General features: G+C 57.1%; 17 protein-coding genes. 10 read left to right on the forward strand and 7 right to left on the reverse strand.

Features of this window, described 5'->3' with window-relative positions:
* Nucleotides 1-3 precede the first annotated feature (3 nt).
* The 3 genes from ASTEX_RS10675 to cimA all read left to right on the forward strand — a co-directional run bounded on the left by ASTEX_RS10675 (nucleotide 4) and on the right by cimA (nucleotide 3,331).
* Nucleotides 4-945 (forward strand): phytanoyl-CoA dioxygenase family protein, encoded by a 942-nt coding sequence (locus ASTEX_RS10675; protein ID WP_013479636.1) that lies wholly within the window; start codon nucleotides 4-6, stop codon nucleotides 943-945.
* On the forward strand, nucleotides 942-1,634 hold the full coding sequence (gene pseF, locus ASTEX_RS10680) for a pseudaminic acid cytidylyltransferase (protein WP_013479637.1): 693 nt from the start codon (nucleotides 942-944) through the stop codon (nucleotides 1,632-1,634). The genes ASTEX_RS10675 and pseF overlap by 4 nt, the downstream gene beginning before the upstream one ends.
* A 104-nt stretch (nucleotides 1,635-1,738) precedes the next feature.
* Nucleotides 1,739-3,331 (forward strand): citramalate synthase, encoded by a 1,593-nt coding sequence (gene cimA, locus ASTEX_RS10685; RefSeq protein ID WP_013479638.1) that lies wholly within the window; start codon nucleotides 1,739-1,741, stop codon nucleotides 3,329-3,331.
* Nucleotides 3,332-3,752: 421 nt separating this feature from the next.
* Here the strand turns inward: cimA and ASTEX_RS10690 are convergent, their stop codons facing one another.
* Both ASTEX_RS10690 and ASTEX_RS10695 read right to left on the reverse strand, forming a co-directional pair.
* Nucleotides 3,753-5,000: a type II toxin-antitoxin system HipA family toxin gene (locus tag ASTEX_RS10690; RefSeq protein ID WP_013479639.1), complete on the reverse strand. Its 1,248-nt coding sequence runs from the start codon at nucleotides 4,998-5,000 to the stop codon at nucleotides 3,753-3,755.
* A complete protein-coding gene (locus ASTEX_RS10695) occupies nucleotides 4,997-5,293 on the reverse strand; it encodes a helix-turn-helix domain-containing protein (RefSeq protein ID WP_013479640.1) in 297 nt (98 codons plus the stop codon). The genes ASTEX_RS10690 and ASTEX_RS10695 overlap by 4 nt, the downstream gene beginning before the upstream one ends.
* A 684-nt stretch (nucleotides 5,294-5,977) precedes the next feature.
* Here ASTEX_RS10695 and ASTEX_RS20840 point away from each other — a divergent pair.
* Nucleotides 5,978-6,565, forward strand: a complete 588-nt coding sequence (locus ASTEX_RS20840) for a dioxygenase family protein (protein WP_245532495.1) — start codon at nucleotides 5,978-5,980, stop codon at nucleotides 6,563-6,565.
* 118 nt (nucleotides 6,566-6,683) lie between these two features.
* Here the strand turns inward: ASTEX_RS20840 and ASTEX_RS10705 are convergent, their stop codons facing one another.
* The 3 genes from ASTEX_RS10705 to ASTEX_RS10715 all read right to left on the reverse strand — a co-directional run bounded on the left by ASTEX_RS10705 (nucleotide 6,684) and on the right by ASTEX_RS10715 (nucleotide 13,571).
* Entirely contained in the window at nucleotides 6,684-8,297 is a 1,614-nt protein-coding gene (locus ASTEX_RS10705) for an MFS transporter (RefSeq protein ID WP_013479642.1), read from the reverse strand.
* Between the two features lie 144 nt (nucleotides 8,298-8,441).
* Nucleotides 8,442-9,638 carry a beta-galactosidase BglB gene (gene bglB, locus ASTEX_RS10710; protein ID WP_013479643.1) on the reverse strand — a complete coding sequence of 399 codons (1,197 nt, stop codon included), beginning with the start codon at nucleotides 9,636-9,638 and terminating at the stop codon, nucleotides 8,442-8,444.
* Between the two features lie 27 nt (nucleotides 9,639-9,665).
* Nucleotides 9,666-13,571: a beta-galactosidase gene (locus tag ASTEX_RS10715; RefSeq protein WP_013479644.1), complete on the reverse strand. Its 3,906-nt coding sequence runs from the start codon at nucleotides 13,569-13,571 to the stop codon at nucleotides 9,666-9,668.
* A 173-nt stretch (nucleotides 13,572-13,744) separates the two neighbouring features.
* Here ASTEX_RS10715 and ASTEX_RS10720 point away from each other — a divergent pair, with 173 nt between their 5' ends.
* Complete coding sequence (locus ASTEX_RS10720) at nucleotides 13,745-15,100, forward strand: rhamnogalacturonan acetylesterase (RefSeq protein ID WP_013479645.1); 1,356 nt, start codon at nucleotides 13,745-13,747, stop codon at nucleotides 15,098-15,100.
* 11 nt (nucleotides 15,101-15,111) lie between these two features.
* Nucleotides 15,112-15,429, forward strand: a complete 318-nt coding sequence (gene rhaM / locus ASTEX_RS10725; RefSeq protein ID WP_013479646.1) for an L-rhamnose mutarotase — start codon at nucleotides 15,112-15,114, stop codon at nucleotides 15,427-15,429.
* Between the two features lie 606 nt (nucleotides 15,430-16,035).
* Here the strand turns inward: rhaM and ASTEX_RS10730 are convergent.
* Together ASTEX_RS10730 and ASTEX_RS19905 are read right to left on the reverse strand one after the other, a co-directional pair.
* Nucleotides 16,036-17,364 (reverse strand): HipA domain-containing protein, encoded by a 1,329-nt coding sequence (locus ASTEX_RS10730; protein ID WP_013479647.1) that lies wholly within the window; start codon nucleotides 17,362-17,364, stop codon nucleotides 16,036-16,038.
* Entirely contained in the window at nucleotides 17,361-17,987 is a 627-nt protein-coding gene (locus ASTEX_RS19905; protein WP_013479648.1) for a helix-turn-helix transcriptional regulator, read from the reverse strand. Before ASTEX_RS19905 ends, ASTEX_RS10730 begins: the two co-directional genes overlap by 4 nt.
* 694 nt (nucleotides 17,988-18,681) lie before the next feature.
* On the opposite strand from ASTEX_RS19905, the gene ASTEX_RS10740 reads away from it, so the two are divergent.
* The 4 genes from ASTEX_RS10740 (at nucleotide 18,682) to ASTEX_RS10755 (ending at nucleotide 23,626) form a co-directional block, all read left to right on the forward strand.
* A complete protein-coding gene (locus tag ASTEX_RS10740) occupies nucleotides 18,682-20,025 on the forward strand; it encodes a hypothetical protein (RefSeq protein WP_013479649.1) in 1,344 nt (447 codons plus the stop codon).
* Nucleotides 20,026-20,212: 187 nt separating this feature from the next.
* Nucleotides 20,213-20,821, forward strand: coding sequence for a hypothetical protein (locus ASTEX_RS10745; protein WP_144004651.1), 609 nt, complete (start codon nucleotides 20,213-20,215; stop codon nucleotides 20,819-20,821).
* Nucleotides 20,822-20,824: 3 nt separating this feature from the next.
* Entirely contained in the window at nucleotides 20,825-22,456 is a 1,632-nt protein-coding gene (locus ASTEX_RS10750; protein ID WP_013479651.1) for a secretion protein, read from the forward strand.
* A 258-nt stretch (nucleotides 22,457-22,714) separates the two neighbouring features.
* Nucleotides 22,715-23,626 carry a hypothetical protein gene (locus tag ASTEX_RS10755; RefSeq protein ID WP_168148104.1) on the forward strand — a complete coding sequence of 304 codons (912 nt, stop codon included), beginning with the start codon at nucleotides 22,715-22,717 and terminating at the stop codon, nucleotides 23,624-23,626.
* The last annotated feature ends 101 nt before the right edge of the window (nucleotides 23,627-23,727 follow it).

Below are 23,727 nucleotides of genomic sequence, written 5' to 3' on the forward strand. Positions count from 1 at the left end.
ATTATGTCCGCGGCTGCCGCGACGACGACGCCCTTTATTGAGCGCCTGCGCACGCGCATTCCATCCGTGTCGCAGTTTTTAAGACGTGCCCGCACTGACCGCCGCAATGTCGCCTACGACCTTTTGCCGTTACTCGATTATCGCGGGCGCCAAACGCTCGGTCGTCTGGTGTGCCACTTTAAACCCCGCACACCAGATCTTGCGCCCTCTCCGCTCGCACGGTCCTTATGTGCAGATCTGTGCGAAGAGGGTTTCACAGCTATCCAGCCGCCTATTGACGCACAGGTTTTAGGCGACCTGACCGCCTATTTCCGCAGTCTGCCCTGTCACGACCCTTACCGCCCGCACCTCGGACGCTTTGCCTGGGATCAGGTGCCGTCGGACGATATCAATATCGGCTATTATACCCCCGACGAGGTTATTCGCGCGCCCCATGCGCTGGCTCTGGCCAATCACCCCGACGTACTGGCAGCCGTTGAGCTCTATCTGGGGGCAAGGCCCATTTTGGACAACATCGGGGCAGCCTGGGGGTTTGCCGGCCGCGCCACGGCCAAGGGTGTGCAGCGCTTCCATCGCGATTACGACTGCGTCGGCAATGTGAAACTCTTTTACTATCTGACAGACATTGATGAGGACGCAGGCCCGCACGTCTTTGTGCGCGGCTCGCACCGCTCTTCCATACTCGAAACCGGCAAGGCCCAGACTGACGCCGATATCGAAGCCGCTTTCGGGACCGGAAAGCTAGTCACCCTCACGGCCCCGGCCGGCTCGTGGTTTCTCGAAGACGTCTATGGGTTTCATAAGGGGCTCTTGCCCGTGTCGCGCCCCAGGCTCCTTTTGGCCTTTCAGTATAATCTCTATCCAACCCCGCATTCGCCGAAGGCACCGGTGATGGACAATCCGGGTGGTTTCGACCCCTACATCAATCAGGTTTTTCTGCGATGAGACGGGTCTGTATTATTCCGGCGCGCGGGGGGTCGAAGCGCATCCCGCGCAAGAATATCAAGCCCTTCTTCGGCCAGCCGATGATCGGCTATTCGATCCGCGCGGCAATTCAGTCCGGCCTGTTTGCGCACATCATTGTCTCGACCGATGATGAGGAAATCGCCGAGGTGGCGCGCGCCTGCGGGGCGCAAACACCATTTGTACGCCCGCCAGAGCTGGCCAACGACCATGCCGGGACCGGCGCAGTGATCGCCCACGCGCTCGACTGGCTGATCGCCCAGGGGGAACGCCCTGACGCCCTTTGCTGCCTCTATGCCACCGCGCCGTTTCTGACGGCCAGGCGTCTGATCGAGGGCTGGGAGGCGCTTCAGGGCAAACGCCACGCTTTTTCGGTGACCAGCTACGCCTTCCCTATCCAGCGCGCCCTCTATGTCACGCCTGAGGGCGGGGTGGCCATGTTCCAGCCGGAACATCGCATGACACGCTCTCAGGACCTCATGCCCGCCTATCATGACGCGGCGCAGTTCTACTGGAGCTGGACAGAGGCGGCATTGAATGGCGAGGACGTCTTTTCGATCCATTCCGCCCCGGTCATCCTGCCGCGCACCGAAGTCGTCGATATCGACACGCCCGAAGACTGGGAAGTTGCCGAACAGATGTTCGCGGCGCTCCGAGCGCGGCAGAAGTAGTAATCATCGAAACGAACGGCACGATTTCAGAGACTTGGCAGCGCAATTGCCGCTTAAGTGCGGGAATTTTATTGACGCCCTCAAAGTCAGGCTATAGCTGAGCCATGGCCGAGCGTATCTATCTTTATGACTCCACCCTGCGCGACGGATCGCAGGCACAGGGGATTGACTTCACCGTTGCCGACAAGCTGGCGATTGCCGAGGCGCTGGACGCCTTTGGCATCGACTATATCGAAGGCGGCTGGCCGGGCGCAAACCCAACAGACGATGCTTTTTTTGCGCGCGTGCCAAAGACGCGGTTTGCGAAAGTGTCGGCCTTCGGAATGACGCGGCGTGCCGGGCGCTCAGCCTCAAATGATCCCGGCCTTCAGGATATTCTTGGCGCTGGTACACCGGCCGTCTGTCTGGTCGGCAAGAGCTGGGACTGGCAGGTCGAGACCGCCTTGAAGGTTTCGACGAGCGAGAACCTGAAGATGATATCAGACTCGCTCTCGCACGTGATCAACCAGGGTCGTGAAGCGCATTTTGATGCCGAACACTTCTTCGACGGCTATAAAGCCAACCCGACCTATGCGCTTGAAGCCCTGAGCGCGGCCTATGAAGCCGGAGCCTCCTGGATCATCCTTTGCGATACGAACGGGGGCTCAATGCCTTCAGAGGTCTATCGTATCGTTTCCGACGTTCGATCGAAACTTCCCGATGCGCGTCTTGGGATCCATTGCCATAACGACACCGAACAGGCCGTCGCCAATTCCCTGGCTGCGGTTGAGGCGGGCGTGCGCCAGATCCAGGGCACGATCAATGGCATTGGCGAGCGCTGCGGCAATGCCAACCTGATCGCTCTGATCCCAACACTGATGCTGAAGATGGGCTACGAGACGGGCGTCTCGATGGAACAGCTGAAAGAGATCGGCTCATTATCAAGGCTCATCGACGATCGCCTCAATCGTGTGCCCAACCGCCATGCGGCCTATGTCGGAAAGAGTGCCTTTGCCCATAAAGGCGGGTTACACGTTTCGGCAATGGCGCGCGACAGTCGCTCTTATGAACATATCGACCCGGCACTTGTGGGAAACACGCGGCTTATTCTCGTCTCTGATAAAGCTGGTCGTGCAAATGTGCTCAATCGGCTCGAGCAGATGGGTATTGAGGTTTCGGCCGATGATGAGCGCATCAACGAACTCGTCAAGATCGTCAAAGACCGTGAGGCTATGGGATATGCCTATGAGGACGCCAGCGCTTCGTTTGAGCTTCTGGCTCGAGGCCTTCTCGGGCAATTGCCGCGTTTCTATGAGCTTCTGAGTTATCGCGCGCTCAACGAATGCCGCGTTTTGCCAAACAGCACTCAGGACACAATGGCAGAAGCCACGGTCAAGCTTTCAATTGGCGCAGAGACGGTTATGACCGTCGCTGAGGGCAACGGGCCTGTCAATGCGCTCGACCAGGCTTTGCGCAAGGCCCTGACACCGCATTATCCGGCGCTTCAGGACATGCACCTTAGTGACTATAAGGTTCGCATTCTCACGCCGTCTGATGCGACCGCCGCCCTGACACGCGTGGTCATTGAAAGCCGTGACAAGAACGGGCATGCCTGGCACACGCTGGGCGTCAGCGCCAACCTTATCGATGCTTCAAACGACGCGCTGTTTGACGCTTTGACCTGGTACTTGATGAAACAGGGCCTCCCATCGGCTTAAGCCAAAACGTGAGGCACTGCGGGGCTCAGTTCGTTAATTGCCGGGCGGGCATAAACCGCCGGGAGACGACTTGAGCTATCGATAAAGGTAGCGTCTCTTTGTCTTTTTGCGCTGACGCTTTGTCCGCCCGGTTATGAGAGCGACACCCTGCGACATCCACTTGATGAGAAAAAGCACGATAACATTCCGATACATGTGACTTAACCACGCGCACAAGGCTGCATGAAGCGTGCCATTTGGTGAGCGTGCGCGCCAAGGTCAAGAGGTAGCGCGCTCTACGATAAGAAATCAGTGCGTTTTCATATGCTTTCGCGGCCTGCACACGGGTATCGAACAAAGCGTGTGCCGCTGACCAAAAAAAGAACGAATTCCCAAGACGGGACGAGGACCGATCCGCTGATTGTCGCCATGTCCATCTGCGTCAGTCGACAGACAGTGTCGTCGTCATTGTTTTGATATGCCCATCGATACGGCTCAATACCCGTTTCGGGATCAATGTGCGCTCGGGCAGCGTCCACCAACTGGCGTTGACGCGCTCAAGTGTCTCTGAGACCGCGAGCAGTACGCCGGATTCCGGAAGACGCGCGCGATTGGCAAACCTCTTCCAGCGGGCGGCGGTAATGGCTTTAAACGACTTTTCTCCGCCCAGCGAGAGCGCAAGGCTATCGGCGGGACTGTATGGCACGGTAGACAGTAGGTCATAGACCGGTGCGAGCTCTGGTGCCGCACCCTCTCCTGGATAAATCAACGACCAGTTTTTAAGGTGCATATCGCCATTCCCGGTGATAACCGCCAAGGCCAGTCGGCGGACGAATTCAAGAGCCGCCGCGGGCGAAACGGCCGTCGCAATCGCTGCGGCGATGTCGTGATAGGCCGCTCCCTCATATTTTCGAGACGGATGCACACCAAACACCTGCGCCATGTCTTCAATGTGCACACGCCTGGTTCCCGCACCTCGATCGAAGCGCTTGGTCAGAAGCACTTTACCATCGGCAAAGGTTTGAAAGTCTTTCGGTATCCCCTCGAAATCCGACCTTTCGACCAGTTCACGTTCTGGCACGTCCATGCCAATCGCCTCGGCCAGAGCCAAATTCGCATATTCGTTTTCCGAAACGCCAGGGAAGGCAGTGGAGGGAAATTTTGCAATATATTGTCCCTCCCCCGCGACCAGCGGCAGTGTCAGGCCACGGCTTTTTCCGGCATTTTTCATAACCGAAAGCTTCATATGGACACCGGCGAGGGAGAAGCGCGCCTTAGTGAGAGCGCCTTCCTCATGAGGCGCCCTTATCTCCGAGCCGTCAGTCGCAAGCACGCGCACCGCACCCGGCAAATCTGCGCCGAGAGCCGCCAACAAATCAAAATCGTTTCCAGGACGAACATCGCCGGCGTGATGCTTTTCCAACGCCGCTCTTAGTTTATCCTCTGGCAAGAGGTTGGCGAAGAAGGCGGGCAGGACGCCGACCATAGGCTGCGGATCCTTGCGCAGCCCGCCGGTGGCCGACCGAAACGATAGACTTAAAACAGGTACGCCGCCTGTAAGTCGATACGCGGGATCAAAACTGAACGCGTTGAAATCGCCCGGTGTCCGGACGATTGTACCGACTTTCAGCGTGTTCAGAAACACATCCAGCGACTTAAAGGCGCTTGGCGCGAGATAACTTTGCGTCATTCCTCTTCATCCGTCAGAACCGAAAAGGCTGGAAAATCATCGTCTTCATGCGGACGCAGCAACGCGTTGACAGCCGGGACCGCACTCTGGGGCACCAGCATCATTTCGAGGCCCAGCGCCCGGGCGATGTTAATCAGCGTTGTCGCCCTTGCGGCCGCACTCCCTGCCTCGACCTCTCTATATCGCGGACGCGTAATGCCGGACAATCGGGCCACCTGCTCTTGGGTCAGGCCGGAAGCCTGACGCGCCTGACGGAGCAAGGCGCCGATCTCTTTGAGCGATTCTTTTTGCAAAATTTGATACCCGAACAGATCATTTTACGAAATTTGACCCTCAAACATATCATGGATTTGACCATTCGCAACGCCATATGATCCTTTAACATATCATAAGTCTGAAAAAGGATCTGCAAACAGATCTTTTCGTGGAGCGAGAGTGACGTATGCGTTCGCTCCGATTCCGAGGATTTATCCCGGGCTAACAGGGTGTGGAACACGGCTAAACAGGTGTCTCGAGAACATCGATCCGACTGGATGGGCACATTTCGCCACGATGCGTTTCTCGAATGAAATTATTGAGCTAAACCATCGCCCCAAAGGCATGAGAGACCTCGCGTAACTTAGATATTGCGAGGACCGATGCCTGATTCCCACGCCCCCCATGAGCCCTTTCACAAAGATGAAGGCAGCCTTCAGGACCTGATTGGCGTTTTATCGCGCCGAAAAGCCCTTTTGATGTTTGGAACGGCTGCGTTTGGCGCCACTGCTGTCTCGGCTTGCGGCGGCGGTGGCGGTGGTGGATCAACGACCGCCAGCGTCACGACCTCGTCATCCTCTTCAAGCTCCAGCTCGTCTTCGTCAAGCAGCGCGTCGAGCTCAAGTACAGCCTCTTCGTCAACCGGGACCTGCACGACCTTGCCGACGGAGACGCAAGGCCCCTATCCTGGAGATGGTTCAAACACCGTTTCAGGTAGCGTCGTGAACGCGCTGGCGCTTTCCGGGATCAACCGATCCGATATCCGCACATCTGTGGGATCGGCGTCGGGTACCGCGCCAGGGCTGCCGCTTAAACTGACCATAACGCTGGTGAATTCCGCCAGTGGCTGCGCGGCCTTGTCAGGCTACGTCATCTATCTTTGGCACTGCACGCGAGACGGCCTCTATTCTCTTTATTCGTCTGGCGTCACAGGCGAAAACTATCTTCGCGGCATTCAGGTCACCGACACCAACGGCCAGGTCACCTTTACCACCATCTTCCCCGGCTGTTACTCAGGCCGCATGCCTCACATGCATGTGGAGGTCTATCCAAGTCTGGCGTCAGCAACCTCCTACGCCAACAAGATCAAGACCAGCCAGTTTGCGCTCGACCGAAGCGTCTGTTCGACCGTCTATAGCAATGTCTCAGGCTATAGCGCCTCAGTTAGCAATCTGGCCGCGATCTCGTTTTCGAGCGACAATGTGTTTTCGGACAATACATCGGCAGAGCTGGCCGCTCAGACAATCGCCCTCACAGGTGACACCACAAACGGGTACACCGGGACCGTGACCTTCGGGATCACCGTCTAGGCGAATAGGCTCGCGAGCTTCCTCTACCCTATTCCCCCTCGACGGCTGTGTTGCCATTTCAGCAGAAAGGCCCCGCACGTTTGTGCGGGGCCTTTCCGTTTTGCGGGGTGTGGAAAGCTTAGCGGGCTTTACGCCCCCAGAGCTGGGCATATTTAAAGCCCGTCAGGTCTTCAACAATGGCCTGACTTTCGGGGCTCTCAGGCGTGGTTTCGCCGGCGCGCAGCCGCTCAACCTCATGCACGAGAACGCCGTGCGTTTTGACGTTCAGCGCAAACCGCCAGGAAATGATCATACCCAGCACCATGACGATGATCGGGCCACCGATGAGCACCATGACAATGGTATGGATGGCTTCGGGTGTCTGCTGGATCAGTTCAGCCTGATCCTTTGGCTGAGGCACATACCCCCCCTGATTGATGATCCAGCCAGTGACCACGATGGCGCCTGATTGTGCCACCTTGCGCACCAGCGTCATGACCCCGGCAAATATACCTTCACGACGCTGACCGGTGACCGCTTCGTCGATGTCGGGCAGGTAGTTATAGACTGACCACGGCAAGAAATTCAGAGTCCCGCGTCCCAGACCCGCCAGGATGATCGGCACGAAAAGCCAGAAGATCAGACCGAGATCTGACTGACTGAAAGCGGCAATTAGATCGCCATTGATGCCGTTCAGGCCAGAGGCAAAGCCGGATGGGGCGGTAAAGTAGAACGCCAGGAACAGGATGAGTGCCGCGACGACGAAACTGATGGCGATGCGATAAGCCAGGGTCGGACCGGTCTTAATAACGATCTGAATGGCGATGATCACAGAGACGAGCTGAGCGATGTACATCAGCGTCATCATCCCCGATATCAGGGTCGTCGTCTCGTTTTTGGTGAAGACCGTGCCCGCCGCCAGAACGGTGGCAACGAAAATCGGGAAGGCCGTGTTGAAGATGTCCTGCGACAGGTAGCCACCCAGATAGATGCTGAGATGCTGACGAAAAGCGCGAAGCTTCAAGGTGGAGAATAGATCCCGGAACATATTGACCGGGATCATGACAACAGCCTTGGCATCCAGCGGCGCCGGCTGAATCCGCTTTTCTTCCTCGGTGTAGGGGCGCTCCCACGAGAATATCACCACCAAAACGACCACCAGCGAGAAAAGGACGCCGAAAATAGCCGCCATGATGAAGAAGGTGTGAGGCGAATCCTTCCCACCGAGCAGGTTAATCAGAATAGCGGGAAGCGCAGAGGCCGCGATCGCCGAAGCCTGAGCGATGATCATGCGCGCGCCGGCAAACTTGGCTTTCTCTTTGTAGTCCTTGGTCATCTCTGCCGCGAGGGTTTCCCACGGTATCAAGAACATGGTGTAGAGAAGCTCGAAGAAGATGAAAACCGCCAGATAGTACCAGAAGGTCTGCCCCGTTACGAACAACAAGGCGAAAGAGGGAAGCAGCGGTATGGTAATCAGAAGAAAAATCTTGCGCCGGCCGATTTTTCTGCCGACCCAGGTGTAGCGCAGATTGTCCGAGATATAGCCGATCAACGGACAGGTAATGGCTTCCAGCAGGCGGGGCAGGCCGAGGATCAGGCCGGCCTCCACCGCCGTCAGGCTGCAGAAGGTGGTAAAAAAGTAAAAGAGCCAGCCGGTGATGACGGCCTGAGCGCCGGCACCGAGCAGATCGCCCGATCCCCAGCCCCAATAGTTCAGCCAGTTGGGTTTACGTGCACTTGCCGCTTCGGCCATTTTGTTCCACTCCCACCGTCTTCGGATTAACTCGAAGCCTAAACTGTGAAGACGTCTTACAGACGCGTCCGAAGACGCCTTTGCTTTGTTATTGAATGCAATTCAGGTCCGGCGCCTTCGTCCGGACCTCTATTGCGAGACGGGTTAGATAAACCGGTAAAGGAACTCACCCATGGTCAGGAGCGCCATGGCCTGACCGAACGGCATGGAGGTGAGCGGGATATCTTTATACTCCTGGATGGAGTTGAACACGGGCGTTCCAAACGAGACCTGTGTCAGTTCACCCGCACTGTTGATATGCGCGCGCACAGCCTTGGCGGCCTTGATGCCGATGGCCTCATAATCGCGTGAGATGTAGCCCTTACGCACGGCCTTCAGGATGCCATAGGCGAAGCCCGCGGACGCCGCCGCTTCTTCGTAAGAGGTTTCATCGTCGAGGATGGTGCGCCACAGGCCCGAGGGGGCTTGCACCTTGGCGAGGGCTTTGACCTGCGCTTCCAGCGTCTCGATCAGGAACATGCGGAAGGCATCATCCTTTGGCAGGTTGAGAAGCTCGATAAACTCCGGGATCACAATCGTGACCCAGGAATTGCCGCGGCCCCAAAGCGCATTGGCGAAGTTATGGCGACCCTCAAAGGTCCAGCCGTGGAACCACAGGCCCGTCTTACGATCGGTCAGGTATTTGATATGAATGAGGAACTGACGCTTGGCTTCCTCGACATAGTGCGGGCGATTGAGCAACAGACCAATCTTGGCCAGCGGAACAACCGACATCATCAGCGTATCGTCCCAGAGCTGCTGGTTATTGACGCTGTTATAGACGATATGCTGGAAGCCACCTTCCTCCGTACGCGGAAGATCATTATAAACCCACTCCGCCCACACATCGAGGTAGGGCAGATAGCGACGGTCGCCGGTGCGCTCAAACAGGTAGGCCAGCGTCAAAAAGGGCGCGACCGTATTGATGTTGCGCGACGGCGAGCCTTCTTTAAACCGGTCTTCGAACCAGTTGATCATGATGTCCCAGGCTTTTTTGTCGCCGGTCATCTCCCAGACCTTATACATACCGTATAGGCCGATGCCTTGCGTCCACTCAAACCCGTGCCACGCCTTGGTGTCGATGACGCGGCCATCGGTCAGACGCAGGAGAAACTCGCCCGACGTGTCCTCAATATGGATCAGATTATCGATCAGGAGATCGATAGCCCGACGATAATCGTCGCGGTCCGCATCCAGCGCCGCGGACTGATGTTGCAGCAACGGGTGGATGTTGAACGGGTCGGTCGGGGTGAGGACCTGATTGTTCGTATTGACGGGCTTTTTGAAAATCTGAGCGGTCATGGGAGAGAAACTCTTGGGGAGGGTACTTTAGCGTTGCAGTTTGTTGGGTGCGGGCATGATGTCGAGGGGAACACTCGTGCGCGCGGTACGCAGATTAACCAGTTGAACGGGCTCCAGCGCGTTTTCCGGCTTTCCATCCGTAGTGACGGCCAGGGCGATGGTATTGTCACCATTGGGGTTTAAGATACCCGGAGGGATGACGAAGGTACGCTGCGGCCCAATATGGGCGATAAACTGTCCCATATTCCAGCCGTTGACGAAGATCAGGACCCGGTTCTCACGGTCTGAACGCGGCGTTGACGTATCGCCGAAGGTAAGGCCCAGTTGTACGTCGTGCCCCTTTGGGAGGTCGAGCTTAAACTGAGTGCGAAGCCAATAGGTGCCCGCCGCCGGAGGGGCCGCCGTTTGGCTTGCGGCTTCCCAGCCCTCTTGCTTTCCAGGCAGGTACCAGCCTTCGCGTTCACCATAGAGACCGCCATTGTTCATAGGGCCACGCACGAGGTCGGCGATCTGTTCGCCGCCCTTGTTGCCCTGAATACGCCACTCAATGGGAACGGCAAAACGGCGTCCCGCGCGCGTCGTGAGCGAGGCGGCGATGAGACCGCGCGCTTCGCGGTGCGCGTCGTCGGCCATGAGGTCCCAGTTGTGCGAATTGTTGCGCACCATAACCGAAATCACGTGTTCGCCAGGCGTCAGCTTGTCGAGCTTGAACTTCACGCTATCAGTAGTTTCGGGGAACTGGCGACCCGTATCGTGTTCGTGCTGGCCGATATATTTGCCATCGACCCACACCTGGATCATGCCGGCCCCGCCAGCGCCATAGAACAATTCCAGCTGGTCCGCCGTCTGATCCGTGATCTTGACGCGCCCGCGATACCAGACATCGCCGTGGTGGAAGCCGTAATCACTCATGCTGAGCGTCGGCTGCCCCCGTTCGGTGGTCGTCCAGGTCTGGGCCGCCGTCGGGCGGTTATCGGCCTTGACCCACTGGCTGTCGTCAAAGTCTGGCTTGGCTTCGGGGCTGTCCATGCGACGCGTCCAGGGCACCTGAGCGAGGTCTGGCAAGGTGACCTGTTCCGGACGCGGCAACGGCTGGCTACTGAACAGGCTGCCGTCATTTTGCGCGGTGACCGCGACCGGCTCGCCATTGAAGGTGACGCTTTCAACCCCCTTTGGGCCCCAGATCGTCAGGGCCGATTCCGTCATGGTGTCGCCCTTAAGCTCGAGCTTGCCGCCAGAGAGTTTGGCTTCGCGCACCAGAGCCGCCGTCATCTGCAGCACCGGGCCCTGCGCCGTTTCCTGACGCCAGAAGTTGAAGCTCGTCGGCTCATCGGCAATAAGAAGCAAGAGGGGGGCGCGGCCACCGTCGGTGATGCGCAAACGGATCAGGCCATCATGGGTGTAGCTGATCTTCAGATCGCCGGTTTTAGCGTCGAACTTTGTCGTCGCCTGACCCGACAAAACCTCAACCTTCGGTGCTTTCGAGAAGCGCAGCACCGTTTCGCCCGCCTCTGCGACACGGCCCTGTAACAGCGCGATGTCCTGTTCACCATTCTGGAAATGCGTCTGGATTTCTGAATTGGAATAGACGAGGTGCTGTCGCTCCATTTTATAGGACGCCAAAAGCATCTTGGCGTCCTGACCATTGACGCGCACCGGAATAGTGTAGGTGCCGTCTTTGGTTGTGACCTCGAACGTCGCGCTGTCATCGCTCAGCGCATCGGACGGGTTATGGACCGCAAACAGGATATGGGTTTTCAGGGTCGGATTGATGTTGTGATAGACCTTGATCTTGTCGTTCGACGTCTTGAGGACCGGTCCTTTGTCCATTTCGGCCAGGACCTGTTCGGCCGCCTGAACGAACATGCCCTGCTGCTTCAGCGCATAGGCTTTTTCACGTAAACCCCGGTCTTCAGAAATGGCCGCGCCATAGTCATAAGAGGTATAGACAACCGGCCCGGCCAGCCAGCCCCACGAGGTGCCACCAAACGTCATATAGACGTTGTGAATAGTGATGCGGTTGATCAGGTTTGTGCCGTAGAAGACGCGCTGATACCCTTTACCCTGGCGCTTAGCCGTACAGTCATAGGTGCCGTTCGAGCCCCAGTAGTCGAACCAGCCGCCGCCCAGCTCGGCCGCAAAACCGGGCGTTTTGGGCGAAGACAGCGAGCCTATGCGCGGCGGTGTCGTACCATAAATGCCCCAGTCGGGCGCCTTGTTGGGGCCTGACGGGTCAGCATGGACGTTGCAGGTGCCGCCCGGATACCCATCAAAGGCATAGATGTCCGTCGGCCCTGGATTGGCCCAGGGCGCGGTCGAATCCTTCGGCGTCCAGTCGGGCAAACGCCCGGCCGCATTATGGAAGAAGGGCACGCTGATGCCGTCGGCGCGCGCCTTTTTGGCCAGATGCTCCATCTGGCGCACGTGCTTAGGCTCGACCTTGCCCAGCTCGTTTTCGAGCTGATAGGCGATGACATTGCCGGTGCCGTTGGTGATCTGATGCCGTGCGATGATGGCGTTGATCTGCGTCATCCACTCGTCGGTGGCGGCCAGGAACAGAGGGTCATCGGTGCGGGCTTCGGCGCGCTGACGCAAAAGCCAGCCCGGGAAGCCCCCGCCGGTCAGTTCGGCATTCACATAGGGGCCCGTGCGGGCAATGATATACATGCCCTCTTCTTCGGCGATTTCGATGGCGCGTTCGACATTGCGAATGCCGGTAAAATCATAGACGCCCGGTGCCGGCGAGTGGTAGCCCCAGTTGAAATAGAAAGCGACACCGTTGAAGCCCGCGGCCTTCATCTTTTGCAGCACGTCGCGCCACAGGGACGGATTAGGCAGCCGGAAAGGGTGCACTTCGCCAGACCACACCATAATGCGCTTGCCATCGACCATCAGGGAGTGTTCGTCCCAGGTGACCTTTTTAGGCGGGTTTTTGGGTCTGGTGGCTTCGGCCAGAGCCTTCGGGTCTTCGGACAGGACGGTGAAGTGACGCACCACGCCCGACACGCCACCGATTTCCTTTTTCGGCGTCCAGGTTTTGAAGTTATCGTGGCTGTCGGAATACCAGTAGCGCTTGGTGATATAGTCGTCGAAATAGATACGCCAGCCGCCATCAGGCAACTTCACAAGCGCCTGGCCTTCGCGCCAGTCGCCCCATCCGGCCCAGTCACCCTTTTTCTCAATCTTCCACGGGCCATAGAGCGATTTGGCTGTGGCCAGTTCGATAAATTTGGTCGTCTCGTTCTTGACGAAGGCGGTGTAACCCTTGTCGGTCGCCACCACAAATGTGTCGATATAGTTGCCTTGCAGGCCCTGCATGGGCTTTGGTGTCGACCACTGTGAGAAGTCGGCATTAGGTTCGAGAACATAGGCCCCGAAAGGCCCCTTCGTACCGCCCTTGGACAGAGAGACGACAACCTTTAAGGTGCCGTCCTTGTCGCGGAACCACTCGGGCGCCCACGTATTGGTGACATCCGGCAGGTCGATTTTGACCTCCCGCACCAGTTCCCAGCTTTTCAGGTCTTTCGAGCGGGTGATCCCGAAATCAGACCCGTCCCAGTTGGTGGTATAGACCACATAGTAATAGCCATCCGAATGGCGGATGATCGACGGGTCGCGCAGCAAACCCTTTTGCGGCGTATAGACCTCGGAGCCCAGCGTTTTGAAGGTCACACCGTCGGCGGAGGTAAAAAGGCTAAGCGTGTTTTGCGATGTCGCCATAAAGGCGGACATCAGGAAGACGTTCTGCGCTTTGGCGGCGTCACCGACTTGCGCCTGTTTTTGCGCATCGGAGCCCTGCGGGATCCCCAGCTCCTGAGCCGTCGCGCCTAAGGCCAGCAGGGCACCGGCGGCGGCGATCAGACCGATTTGCGAAACACGCGAAAGAGCTGCCATGCGGAAAAGCTTCCGGCGCAGCGGTTTCTGGTTGGGCATCGGGGGTCCTCTTTTGGGGTTCCTCTGAGACAGCGCTGTGGCCGGGATCTTCAGATCGGCGGGTCTTGGACGCCCGCACAGCGACGGCCAGCGGCGGCTGGTGCGTTAAGATGACATTGACGACGGGTCATATCAATGAAAAAATATCACAAACGAGCACATAAGGGCCAATTATGAGCAGAAAAAACGCCATTACGATCAATACCAATCAACAAAATGAGACTCGCCGGCGGATATACGCCTCTGCCCTTATTCTTTGCCTGTTCCTCACGGCTTCCTCGGTTATGGCGCAATCCACACCCTCGCACACAAGCGCGTCTGCCCTGCCCCAGCGCTTCCTTCTTGATACGAGCCTTAAGGCTGAGCCGGACTTCGTTCGGCTAACCCCTGAAATGTCCTACGACGCGGCGCGGGGTTACGGGTTTACGAATACACCTCAAGGCAATGAGGTCGCTTTGGCTGTAAAAGCCAGCCCCGGTGATTATCGCGTGCGCGTGACTTTAGGCGCGAAAAAAGCAGAGAGCCGCACCTCAATCTGGGCTGAAGATCGCCGGCTTTTAGCGGGCCCTGTCACGCTGAAAAAGGGGGAGACAAAGACGGTCGAATTTATCGTCAATGTCCGAGACGCCTCGGTCATCACCTCAGAGCAGGATGCGAAGGGCAAGGCTCCGCGCGTTGGGCTTCGCGGTGATGAAGATATCGGGCGCACCTGGGATGATAAGCTGACCATCGCCTTTTCAGGCCCCTCTGCTGCGGTCAGAACGGTTGAGATAAGCCCAATTGCGGCGCGCCGGATACTGATAGCGGGCGACTCCACCGTTACTGATCAGGCAGGCACCGACTATGCCTCCTGGGGTCAGATGCTGCCGCGCTTTATGGCCAACGACGTTTCTGTGGCCAATCACGCGCGTTCCGGCGAGACGATGAAGTCATTTGTCACGAGCTTGCGCTGGGATAAGCTTTTAAGCGATCTGCGCGCGGGCGACGTGGTCTTAATGCAGTTTGGCCATAATGATCAGAAAAAGCAGTGGCCACGCACCTATGTTGATGCCGAACACTCATACCCCGCCTGGCTGAAAGCCTTTGCGGCGGATGTGCAGGCGCGCGGGGCTAAGGTGGTTCTGATTTCGCCGGTGTCGCGCCGTTCGTTTGAAAACGGCAAGATCACCAATACGCTGGCTGGCTATGATGACGCCGTGCGTAAGGTGGCAGCGGAGCTGAACGTGCCTTTTATCGATCTGACGGCGAAGACGAAGACGCTCTACGAAGCGCTTGGGCCTGAGATCAGCCCGCTGGCCTTCGGTAACAGTGGTCAGGACAAGACCCACCATAATGCTTACGGTGCCTATCAGATCGCCAACTACGTGGCGCAGGTGATCACCGATCCGCAAAGCGGTCTGAACCTTAAGACCGCGCCCGATTTCAGCGCCTTCGACCCGGCCCACCCGGCCGATCCGAAACACTATGACCTCACCCCCGCCGACTGGCCTATCATGCGCGAAGCCCCGGCAAAGATTTCAGGGAATTAAGGACTAATATCATGACCCAGATCCACGCGTTCAAAATGCAGCTTAAGCCGGGCTTTGAGGCTGAATACCAAAAGCGTCACGACGAGATCTGGCCAGAGCTCGCAGATCTTCTCCATGAGGCCGGGGTTTCGGACTACTCGATTTTCCTCGACCCGGAAACTCTCACCCTTTTTGGTGTCCTTCGCCGTACGGACACCCACACCATGGCCGATTTACCTTCCCACCCGGTAATGAAGAAATGGTGGGCTTATATGGCTGACATCATGGATTCGAACCCCGATAATTCACCGGTGGCCAAAGACCTTAAACCGGTTTTCTATATGGCGTGAGATAGGACTGTTCGTAGAACCAGGACCCTCCCTTGTACATCTACCGACGGCGGTAGATGTACAAGGATATACCCCGCGCTTTAAACGCAAAAGACTGCGATTTTTAAGCGCCCTGTTCACAATACCATAGCGCCTGGCAGCGCGGCCGCCGATCGCATCGGCTAACTGGCGCTCGGTCAAAATCCGATCCGTATATCCGCGTAATCTGAGTGCGGCCTGTAAGCTGGGCATAGAATTCTCAATACTTCCAAAAAATGAAAGTTTCAGGAATTTCCTCACGGACGTCAAACTTGACCAGATTGTGAGCGTTTTACGGACTCAGACACTCTTAAGAGGATTGCGGTCATCGGCGGTGACTGGGGCGATGCGCACCTAAATACGCGCGAGTTCCCTGAGACGGTTTCCACAAACCCTTCAACGTCCCCCAGAGTGTCTCCTAGAGAAATCGGAGCTGGAATAAACGGCGCAGAGGCTGACCTCTGAGGGTAGCGGTGCGCCTTTTGTCCAAGCGGAATATTCACGTCGTTAGACCTCCCACCACGTTGCTGGAATCGGCATCCCGGTCGACGGGAATACGCCTCAATCGACCTTCATCCTCATTTCTGGCTAAGGCCTCGCCAGCCACCCACCGCCACTTGATACGTAAAGGTCGCGTTTGCGCACATCGAGGCCGAGATCCAAGATATTATTCAGGTGTTCCAAGTTATTGCCGATCAAATCGTCGAACCCCTTCATACCTCCAGAGCTGAGGTCGTCTGCTAGGCGTTCAAGCGTTTGAAGCATCGGGCGAATTTCACCTTCTAAGAAACGACGGTAACGCCCCCCCTCCAATCCAAACACACCAAAAAGCAGCTGGATATCTTCTGCTACCAGTTCCTCAAACGTGGTCGCGTTGCCAATTTTGTACGCGAACGCCCTTGTGAAGCGCTCATTCAACCGAATGGGCAAAATGTCGTAGAAAGGAGCCAAAGCGGGCGCGCGCCCTTCAGGAAATAAGATCGCGTGGTTTTTCGCGTGATTGTCCGTATTGCCGAGGACAAGGTTTAGCAGGGTCGCCTTCAAAATCTTGATCCGCGCGTCAGCCGGATTATCGAGACGATTGCATAGCCCCGAAATGGTCTCAGCACTAAACTTTCGGCCCTCTCGACCATTGCGCTCGTATTTGAGCCCCCGCGGCAGGCCAAGCGCTTGCGCAAAATCCTCCTGGTGGATTCGATACACCTTGTTATTCATCAGCCGCCTGTCGAATCTCGGAATAATCAGACCTTGCGTCTGCGCAATTATGACCCTCTGCGGGAGGTAAAGCGGTAACCCCAAACTCCAGGTGAAGCCGCTAGCCGCCCATTCATGCTTCACATCGCCTTGATCCTCACGTGCCGGCACCTTCAAAATGTGTGTGGATGGTACTTTGCGCCCGAAACGCGGCAGAGCCCATCGACCGTCAGGTAGGATCGTCAGGGCCATTTTCCCTTGCATGCCCGCCAAGGGTGAAGGATCTTTTGTTTGATCCGGGAGCCGCTGGTGGTTGACGAGCGATAACATGATTGCCTCTACGGCATTCTCGCTCAAGGGCTCGTAATCGATGTTCAGGTCGCCGGGCACCTTTACGGGTTCAGCCCCCTCTGGAAGACACGAAATCGCCCCGGGACAATCGGCGCCCAGATGAAAAAGTATGCCCACAATATCATCTCGGCTAAGCCCCTCCTGCTCGAGAAGTCTTCGTGTCTGATCGTTTTCCGGTAACAAGTTGTCGAAAAAGGCGCGGGTAATTGCGTCGCCGAAAGCGTTCTTTTGCAAGGGCAGCGAAAGCGAGATCGGCATTGCGGCATAGCGCAGATAGGCTTCGGCGTATTGAAAGGTGACCCCGTTATTGTCAAAAGACTGCAATCGGCCCACCGGGTGCGAGACGCCATCCAGCCAGACATCTAGCCTCATCGCATCGCTGCCATCAGCTCTATGCCAACGTTTTGGCAAACCTTCAGGACCCGGCCGAACTCCAACGTTGGTTTCCCGCTTTCGAGCTCGGAGATGAACCGGCGCCCAACCCCGGTAATATCAGCGAATTGCTGCTGGGTGAGCCCCATGGATTTTCGTCTATCCCGCACGACCTGGCCAAGATCCGTAACGGCTGTGAGCGTTCGCACCGGCTTGCCGGGTTCCCCGGACGCTGGCGCAAGACGCTGGAAATCTCCCACGGCTTTGTGCATGTAGGCTTGGTGCTCGCTATCTGGCAGACGAACCTCGGTACTCTCAGGAGACGACATTTCGCGGATCGCTTCTCTCAGCGCAGGTCGCTCAGGTCTGTCGGGGTCTGCCGCACGTGCGTACGCCGGTTTCTCCGTAATCGTATCGGGATAACCAGGCATCTCAGCCACCTGCGCCCGGACTCCCCCCAATTGCGCCAGTATATCGGCAAAAAGAGGTTGATCCGACTTCAATAGCTCGAGTTGATGCATCATCGCCTCGATCGTAATCTGGAGCGAGCGAGGCCCCTCGGCGACCTTCTGTTGCTCATCGAGAAGGCGAAGAAAACCGACTGCGGGCGGACTACTGGACATTTCGTTGCTCCTGCACGGTTGCATAATATCACGAACTCTATCGATCGTCCACGAAAGATCCCGTTCGGTAGCAATTGCACAGGTCGTACGTTTTGTTTTCATTTTGCAACCGTACAGGAGCAAAAACAAGGAGGGAGACCCCGGTGCACCTACATCCCATCGCTCAAAGCGACCACTCTTGAAAAGGCTTCCTCCGAAGTGTGGTTGACGAAATCAAAAGGGATGAAGCGGCCGTTGACGTTTGGAAGCACGCTTGGTCAAACGCGTATCAGCATAGCCGGATAACCCGAACTTTTGGACCTGCGAAGCGCTGAGAACATTCCAGACACCTTCAGACGTCAGAGGTGAAAGAATGTCCCGATGCTCGTAGGCCCTTCCAACTGAACACTGAGGGCAATTAAGTCTGCAAGTCTGAAAGACAGCCCAGATTTAATGCACGCATTCGATCAACCAATGACTAAGTTCGCAAGTATAAGGACGTGCCGTAGGTTCTGACAGAAAAGGCCCGCATGGTCTTCGTCAGCAAGATACTTTTCACGCTCGCTTAAGGCAGACAGTCAAACGGCCGGCCTCCTTGAGGCAATGGCGGTCCATGTAAATAAGAAAACCGCCGTTTTTGTTTTCGATTGTGCAAGGGCGTTTGAACCGGTAGCAATAGGCCGTGAGTCAGTGCGGACTTCGGGGGTGAAAAGTAATGAAGCGGTCGGGGCGTATTGATGGCTGGAAATCAATTGCGGCCCATTTTGGTCGTGATCGAACAACCGTCATGCGGTGGGCGCAGCAAAGGGGCTTGCCCGTTAAGCGCCTGCCCGGCGGCAAGACGGGGACCGTTTACGCCCTTGCCGAGGAGCTTGATGCCTGGGCCGAGAGCCAGGGTAAGCTTGAGGATGAACCTCAAGCGATATCCCCCGCGCTAGAGGAGGGTCTTTCTGCTATCCCACCTAAGATCTTTACGAGGAAAAAGGCCCTTATCGGCGCATTCGTCCTTATACTGATTATTGCCTCGCTTTCGTTTATCGTTCTGCGCTTTTCCTCGGACAAACCGTCAAATGCCGTACGCTTGCCGTCTAATCCGGTTTTAGCGCAAACCTATATGGAAGCGCGCGATTCCTGGGCGACACGTACACCCCAGTCGTTAGAGCGCGCTGAAACGCTCTTACTTGAGGTGACAAATAAGGAGCCGCAATTTGCCCCGGCCTGGGCGTCTCTGGCTGACGTCTACCTTTTGAGACGCGAATTCGGCGGCCTTGATGACAAGACCGCCTTTACGCGTGCCGAGGCGGCCGCCGTGAAGGCAAAACAACTCGACCCCTCGCTTGCGGCCGCACACCGCGCCATCGGCTTTGTTCAATACTGGTGGCACGATGACCCAAGATCTGCTGGCACCTCATTTCGGCGCGCCCTAAAGCTGTCACCGCAAGATCCTCAGACCCATTTCTGGTTTGGGACCCTTCTGTCTGATAACGGCCAGCACGTCGAAGCTCTGCGGGAGCTCAAAAAAGCGCGTCTGCTTGAACCAGGCTCACGCGCCATTCAAACGGAAATGGCCTGGGCCCAATGGGCGGCCGGCAATGATGCCCTGGCCCGGGGCGAGTTCGGCAAGCTTTTAGAGGCGAATGCCAGTTTTGCACTGATCTACGACTGTACGAGCGAGGTCAAACTCGCCGACGGCGACTATCTTGGATATGTGAGCGATCTCACAGAGTTTGCGCGATTGACAGGCGACGCCCCGTTGATGGCGCACGCGAAAAAGCTTCAGGAGGCCTCAAAAATCGGCATCGAAGCGGTGCAGGCCGAACTGATGTCAAAGGCGTTGGTTGAGATCCGGGCGGGAACCCGTCGCAAACATGTCTGGCCCACCTTTCTGGCCTCGATCGCTCAAAACAGAGAGCAGACGCTGGTCCATTTAAGAAACGCCTCGCGCCGTCAGGAATCCTGGGGCGATGCCGCCCGCGTTTCACAGATCGCAAGGCTCTGGCAGGGTGATTCTGAAATCACCGGACTTCTCGCCAGATTGACGGCTCGACCCGACGCCTAAAACGGCGCAGTGCGACACATACACACCGCATCTCTCGTCTATTTGCAACAGTTTGCGACATCGCCAAATGAGGGCGACTGCGCCTTAATCCTCATGTCAGCGCCCTTGATCCAAGCATGGTCAGGGCAGAGTTCATCAGGAGGAGAAGGGGGTGGCGCGTTCGTGGTCCCGTCGACGTATTTTGAGTGTGGCGACCATTGCCCTGTGTGCACCCCATAGCTCATCGGCGGCCCCACCGGTCGCCTTACTGCCTCAGGTCAAAACCTTTCTTCTGTCAAAGCAAAGCGGCATTTCGCTGATTGCAACAGCTGATGGCGTCCAGATCATGCTTCTGGTCATCAACGGCGTTCCTATTGAAACGCACGCAAGACAGAACGGTCTTTACAGGCCCAAAGCCCAAGCGTCAGCGCGATCTTTAAAGTCCATCACACCGGTTGATTTCTCGCGTTTGATCACTGCGGCCGGTGGCCTCGACAAGGCCATAAACGGGACCGCAAGAGCAGGCGAGTTTTACGCTCTTTATAATTCACTCACCTCTGTAGCCCTGCCGCCAGATCCCTGCCCGGCGGACTTCGCCCAGAAATCAGACAGCGAAAAAGCCCTTCTGCGTCGTCAGATTCGCCAGGGCGAAGCGTCAAGATTTCGACCCTGTTTTCTCGGTGATGAGCCCCTCTCGCGGGTGGCCGTTACGGACGATCCCTTTTTCGCCGCCTGGTCGTTTTCACGCGACGGCCTTGGCCATTACCTAGGCCTGACGCTTCCGGGCGTGCGGGCCATCTGGACACTGGAGATATAACCCATGACACCCAAAGCCTATCTGAAGCTGCCGCTTTTTTTGTTTGCTCTTTCTGGTTTGAGTGCTTGCGCCAGTCTGCCGGAAACGCGCCTGGCTGAAGCGTCCTCACTGTCATCATCGGATGCCGCAAAAGCGCTAGTGGCGGGTAATATTGAAGAGGCCCGTAAGGGCTTTGGAGACGCTGCCGCCAAGGCTCCCTCTGATCCCGCTCGCCAGACCCTTCTTGGGCTCTCTTACCAGTATGCGGCAAATGGAGATCCTGAAAAGCTTGATCTGGCTCTGGCCGGTTATGACCTCGCTTTACGCAGTGGCCAGGACGCGTTCTGGGCCGCCGCACTTGCCGGGAAAGCCGCATTTGAGCGCGGAAAATTTCAGCAGGCTCAAGGTTACTTTGCTAAGGCCGTGCTTCAAAGACCTGACGATGCGCGCGCGCTTATCGGCCTTTCTATGAGCGCCTATATGGGGGCAGATCCTGAGGTCGCCGCCATAAGCGCTGAGCGCGCGCTCGCAAAAACGTCGGACCCGGCCCTGATGCGAACCGCTTTGCGTATGGCCGCTCTATCAAACAGTGCCGCCGGAAGGACGCAGGCTGCCCGAGTGCATTTGGAGCGGCTGTCTGCGATGTCTGGGGAAGACGCGAAGCTTGTGCTGACCCGCATGAGCGAGCTTGAGCGCACGGGCCTTCAGGACATACCTCAAGCCGGTGGAGGCGAAACGCCAACGCTTCCCCCTGAAACGCCTGATCAGGTGTCCGTTGATGTGGCGATTATCCTGTCGCAGAACGCTCAACGCGATTCTGTGGGGGTTAACCTCCTGGATGGCCTTCAGCTCCAGTATGGCCGGCAGGACCAGCAGAACCATTCCGGTGGTGATACCGGGGTGACCCGGACGATCACGGATACGATTACACTGCCGCAGCTCACCTACAATCTCAATCTTTTCAACAGATTTGGACAGTACTACCAGGTCGTTGCCCGTCCTATGCTGACGGCATACCGGGGTGAGCCATCCGACTTTTTCGTGGGCCGCTCGACCAAGGTTGCGGTTAAGGGCGTCAACTTCTCACAACTTGAAAACATCGATATCGGCACGCAGGTCAAGGTCACGCCAGTTGAGATAACAAGTGACCGGACGCGCCTTCGCATTGAGGTCACGCGCTCCTTTTTGTCTGGGGAGCCGGCCGGTAACTTCAACGAGGCGCTCAACACCTGGCGTCAGACGGTCTCGACTACAGTCGAAGTTCGCTTTGGTACAACCTTGATCCTATCGGGCTTATCTGAGAGCGTCCGCGACAGTTCGGTGACGAAAACGCCCCTGATCGGAGACGCGCCGTTAATTGGCTCCGGCTTCAATCGCAGGGTAACCAATCAGCGTCGAGATGCTGTCCTTGTCCTCGTCACGCCATCGCCGGCACGTGTGATGGAAAGCCAGGGCTGGAGCCGTCAGGCGGATGTTGAGCGTCTAATTGCGCTTTGGAACCACACACTCAGCCCAGGCTCAGACCTTGGAACCATCACAAATACGCTCAGCCGTTCGAGGCTTTACGGCCATGCACGAAAGTCTGATGCGCCCTTAACCTGGCCGAACCTGCCGCATGACCAGGGCGAAATCCTCAAAGAGCTGATCATGCCCTAGGCGTCAGCGCCGTTGGGCGCGCGCCATAAGCTGACCGCGCCTACTTGGCTCAGATCCCTTTTGGCACTGGGCTCGGGTAATCCAATACCATGTCAGTCCCCCCTCGCAGACTCTGATGGAGCTATTATGCGAAAGATCCTGTTCACGTGTGCGGCCCCTGTCTTGGCCCTCGCATTTTTGTCGACCAAGGCCGTCGCGCAATGCCCGGACGTGCGCTCTAACCGCCCCGGCGCGCCTCTTCTGCCGGCCGTTACAAAGGTGGAGATCTTTAACCCTACCGTTCCGGGCAAGCCTCACCCCGCAGTACCGGGCAGCGAGCAGGACCGGGCTCAGACGACGGGGGGTGTGCGAGGGAAATCGAGCCTGACCCTGATTGTCACCCTCTCATCTGAGGTCGCCAGTGGTTGCGAACTCCCCTTTTCCCTCTACGACGCCACCGGGTCTTTGATTAACCGGTTTCAGCCGGATACAGAAAAGACCTTTCCCCGCATAAATGGGACCAGCAGCTCCTATCTCACGGTTACCGCCAACGGATCCAATAAGGTTGAACTTACCCTGCCCGTCGGCATTCGGCTTGGCGGTTCGCGCATTCAGCGTCATCGCCTGGGACTGAGCACGCCCTATAGCGGACAAACGCCTGAGACGCCGGTTTTGTTCGAGTTTAAAAATAATCCGGTCCGCATCGGGTCGATTTATCGGATAGGGGATACGAGCCGTCCGGCAAGCCCGGGGGATCGTATTGAGGTGGCGGTGACAACGGCAGAGCCTATGGATCCGGCCTCAGAAGACTATGAGTTTGTAACGTCGGATCAGAGGCGTCTGCGAAATCGCCTTTTCGTCCGATATACATTCTCGCCGACAAACCTGGCCCGGCTAGACGGAAATATGGGCGACAATCCCCAACCCTTTGCGCCCAACTTTGCAGATGGCAGCAGTCGTCTTCCGATCCGCATAAGTGCACCATCGCCCACGCCTTCACCGGTGACACCCATCTTACCCCAAAAGCCCCTCGCAGTTGTGAAGTTACCCACCCGCCCCACGCTGAGCCCAAAGCCCCAAGCACAAGGTAATGCCGATGCGCCTCAAAGCGTCGTCATGAGCGCACAACTCTATACGGAAAGCACAGGTGAAGGCGGAGAGATCCTCTCCTTAGACATCCCCCTCAACTAACGAAAAGCGTCATCGAGAAACCCCATGGCAAGCCTTCGAGAATTTCCCATGTCGCTGAGACATATGGGAAATTCTCGCAGCTTCACCGGCCGGAGGGGCTC

Source organism: Asticcacaulis excentricus CB 48, assembly GCF_000175215.2.
Classification (GTDB): domain Bacteria; phylum Pseudomonadota; class Alphaproteobacteria; order Caulobacterales; family Caulobacteraceae; genus Asticcacaulis; species Asticcacaulis excentricus.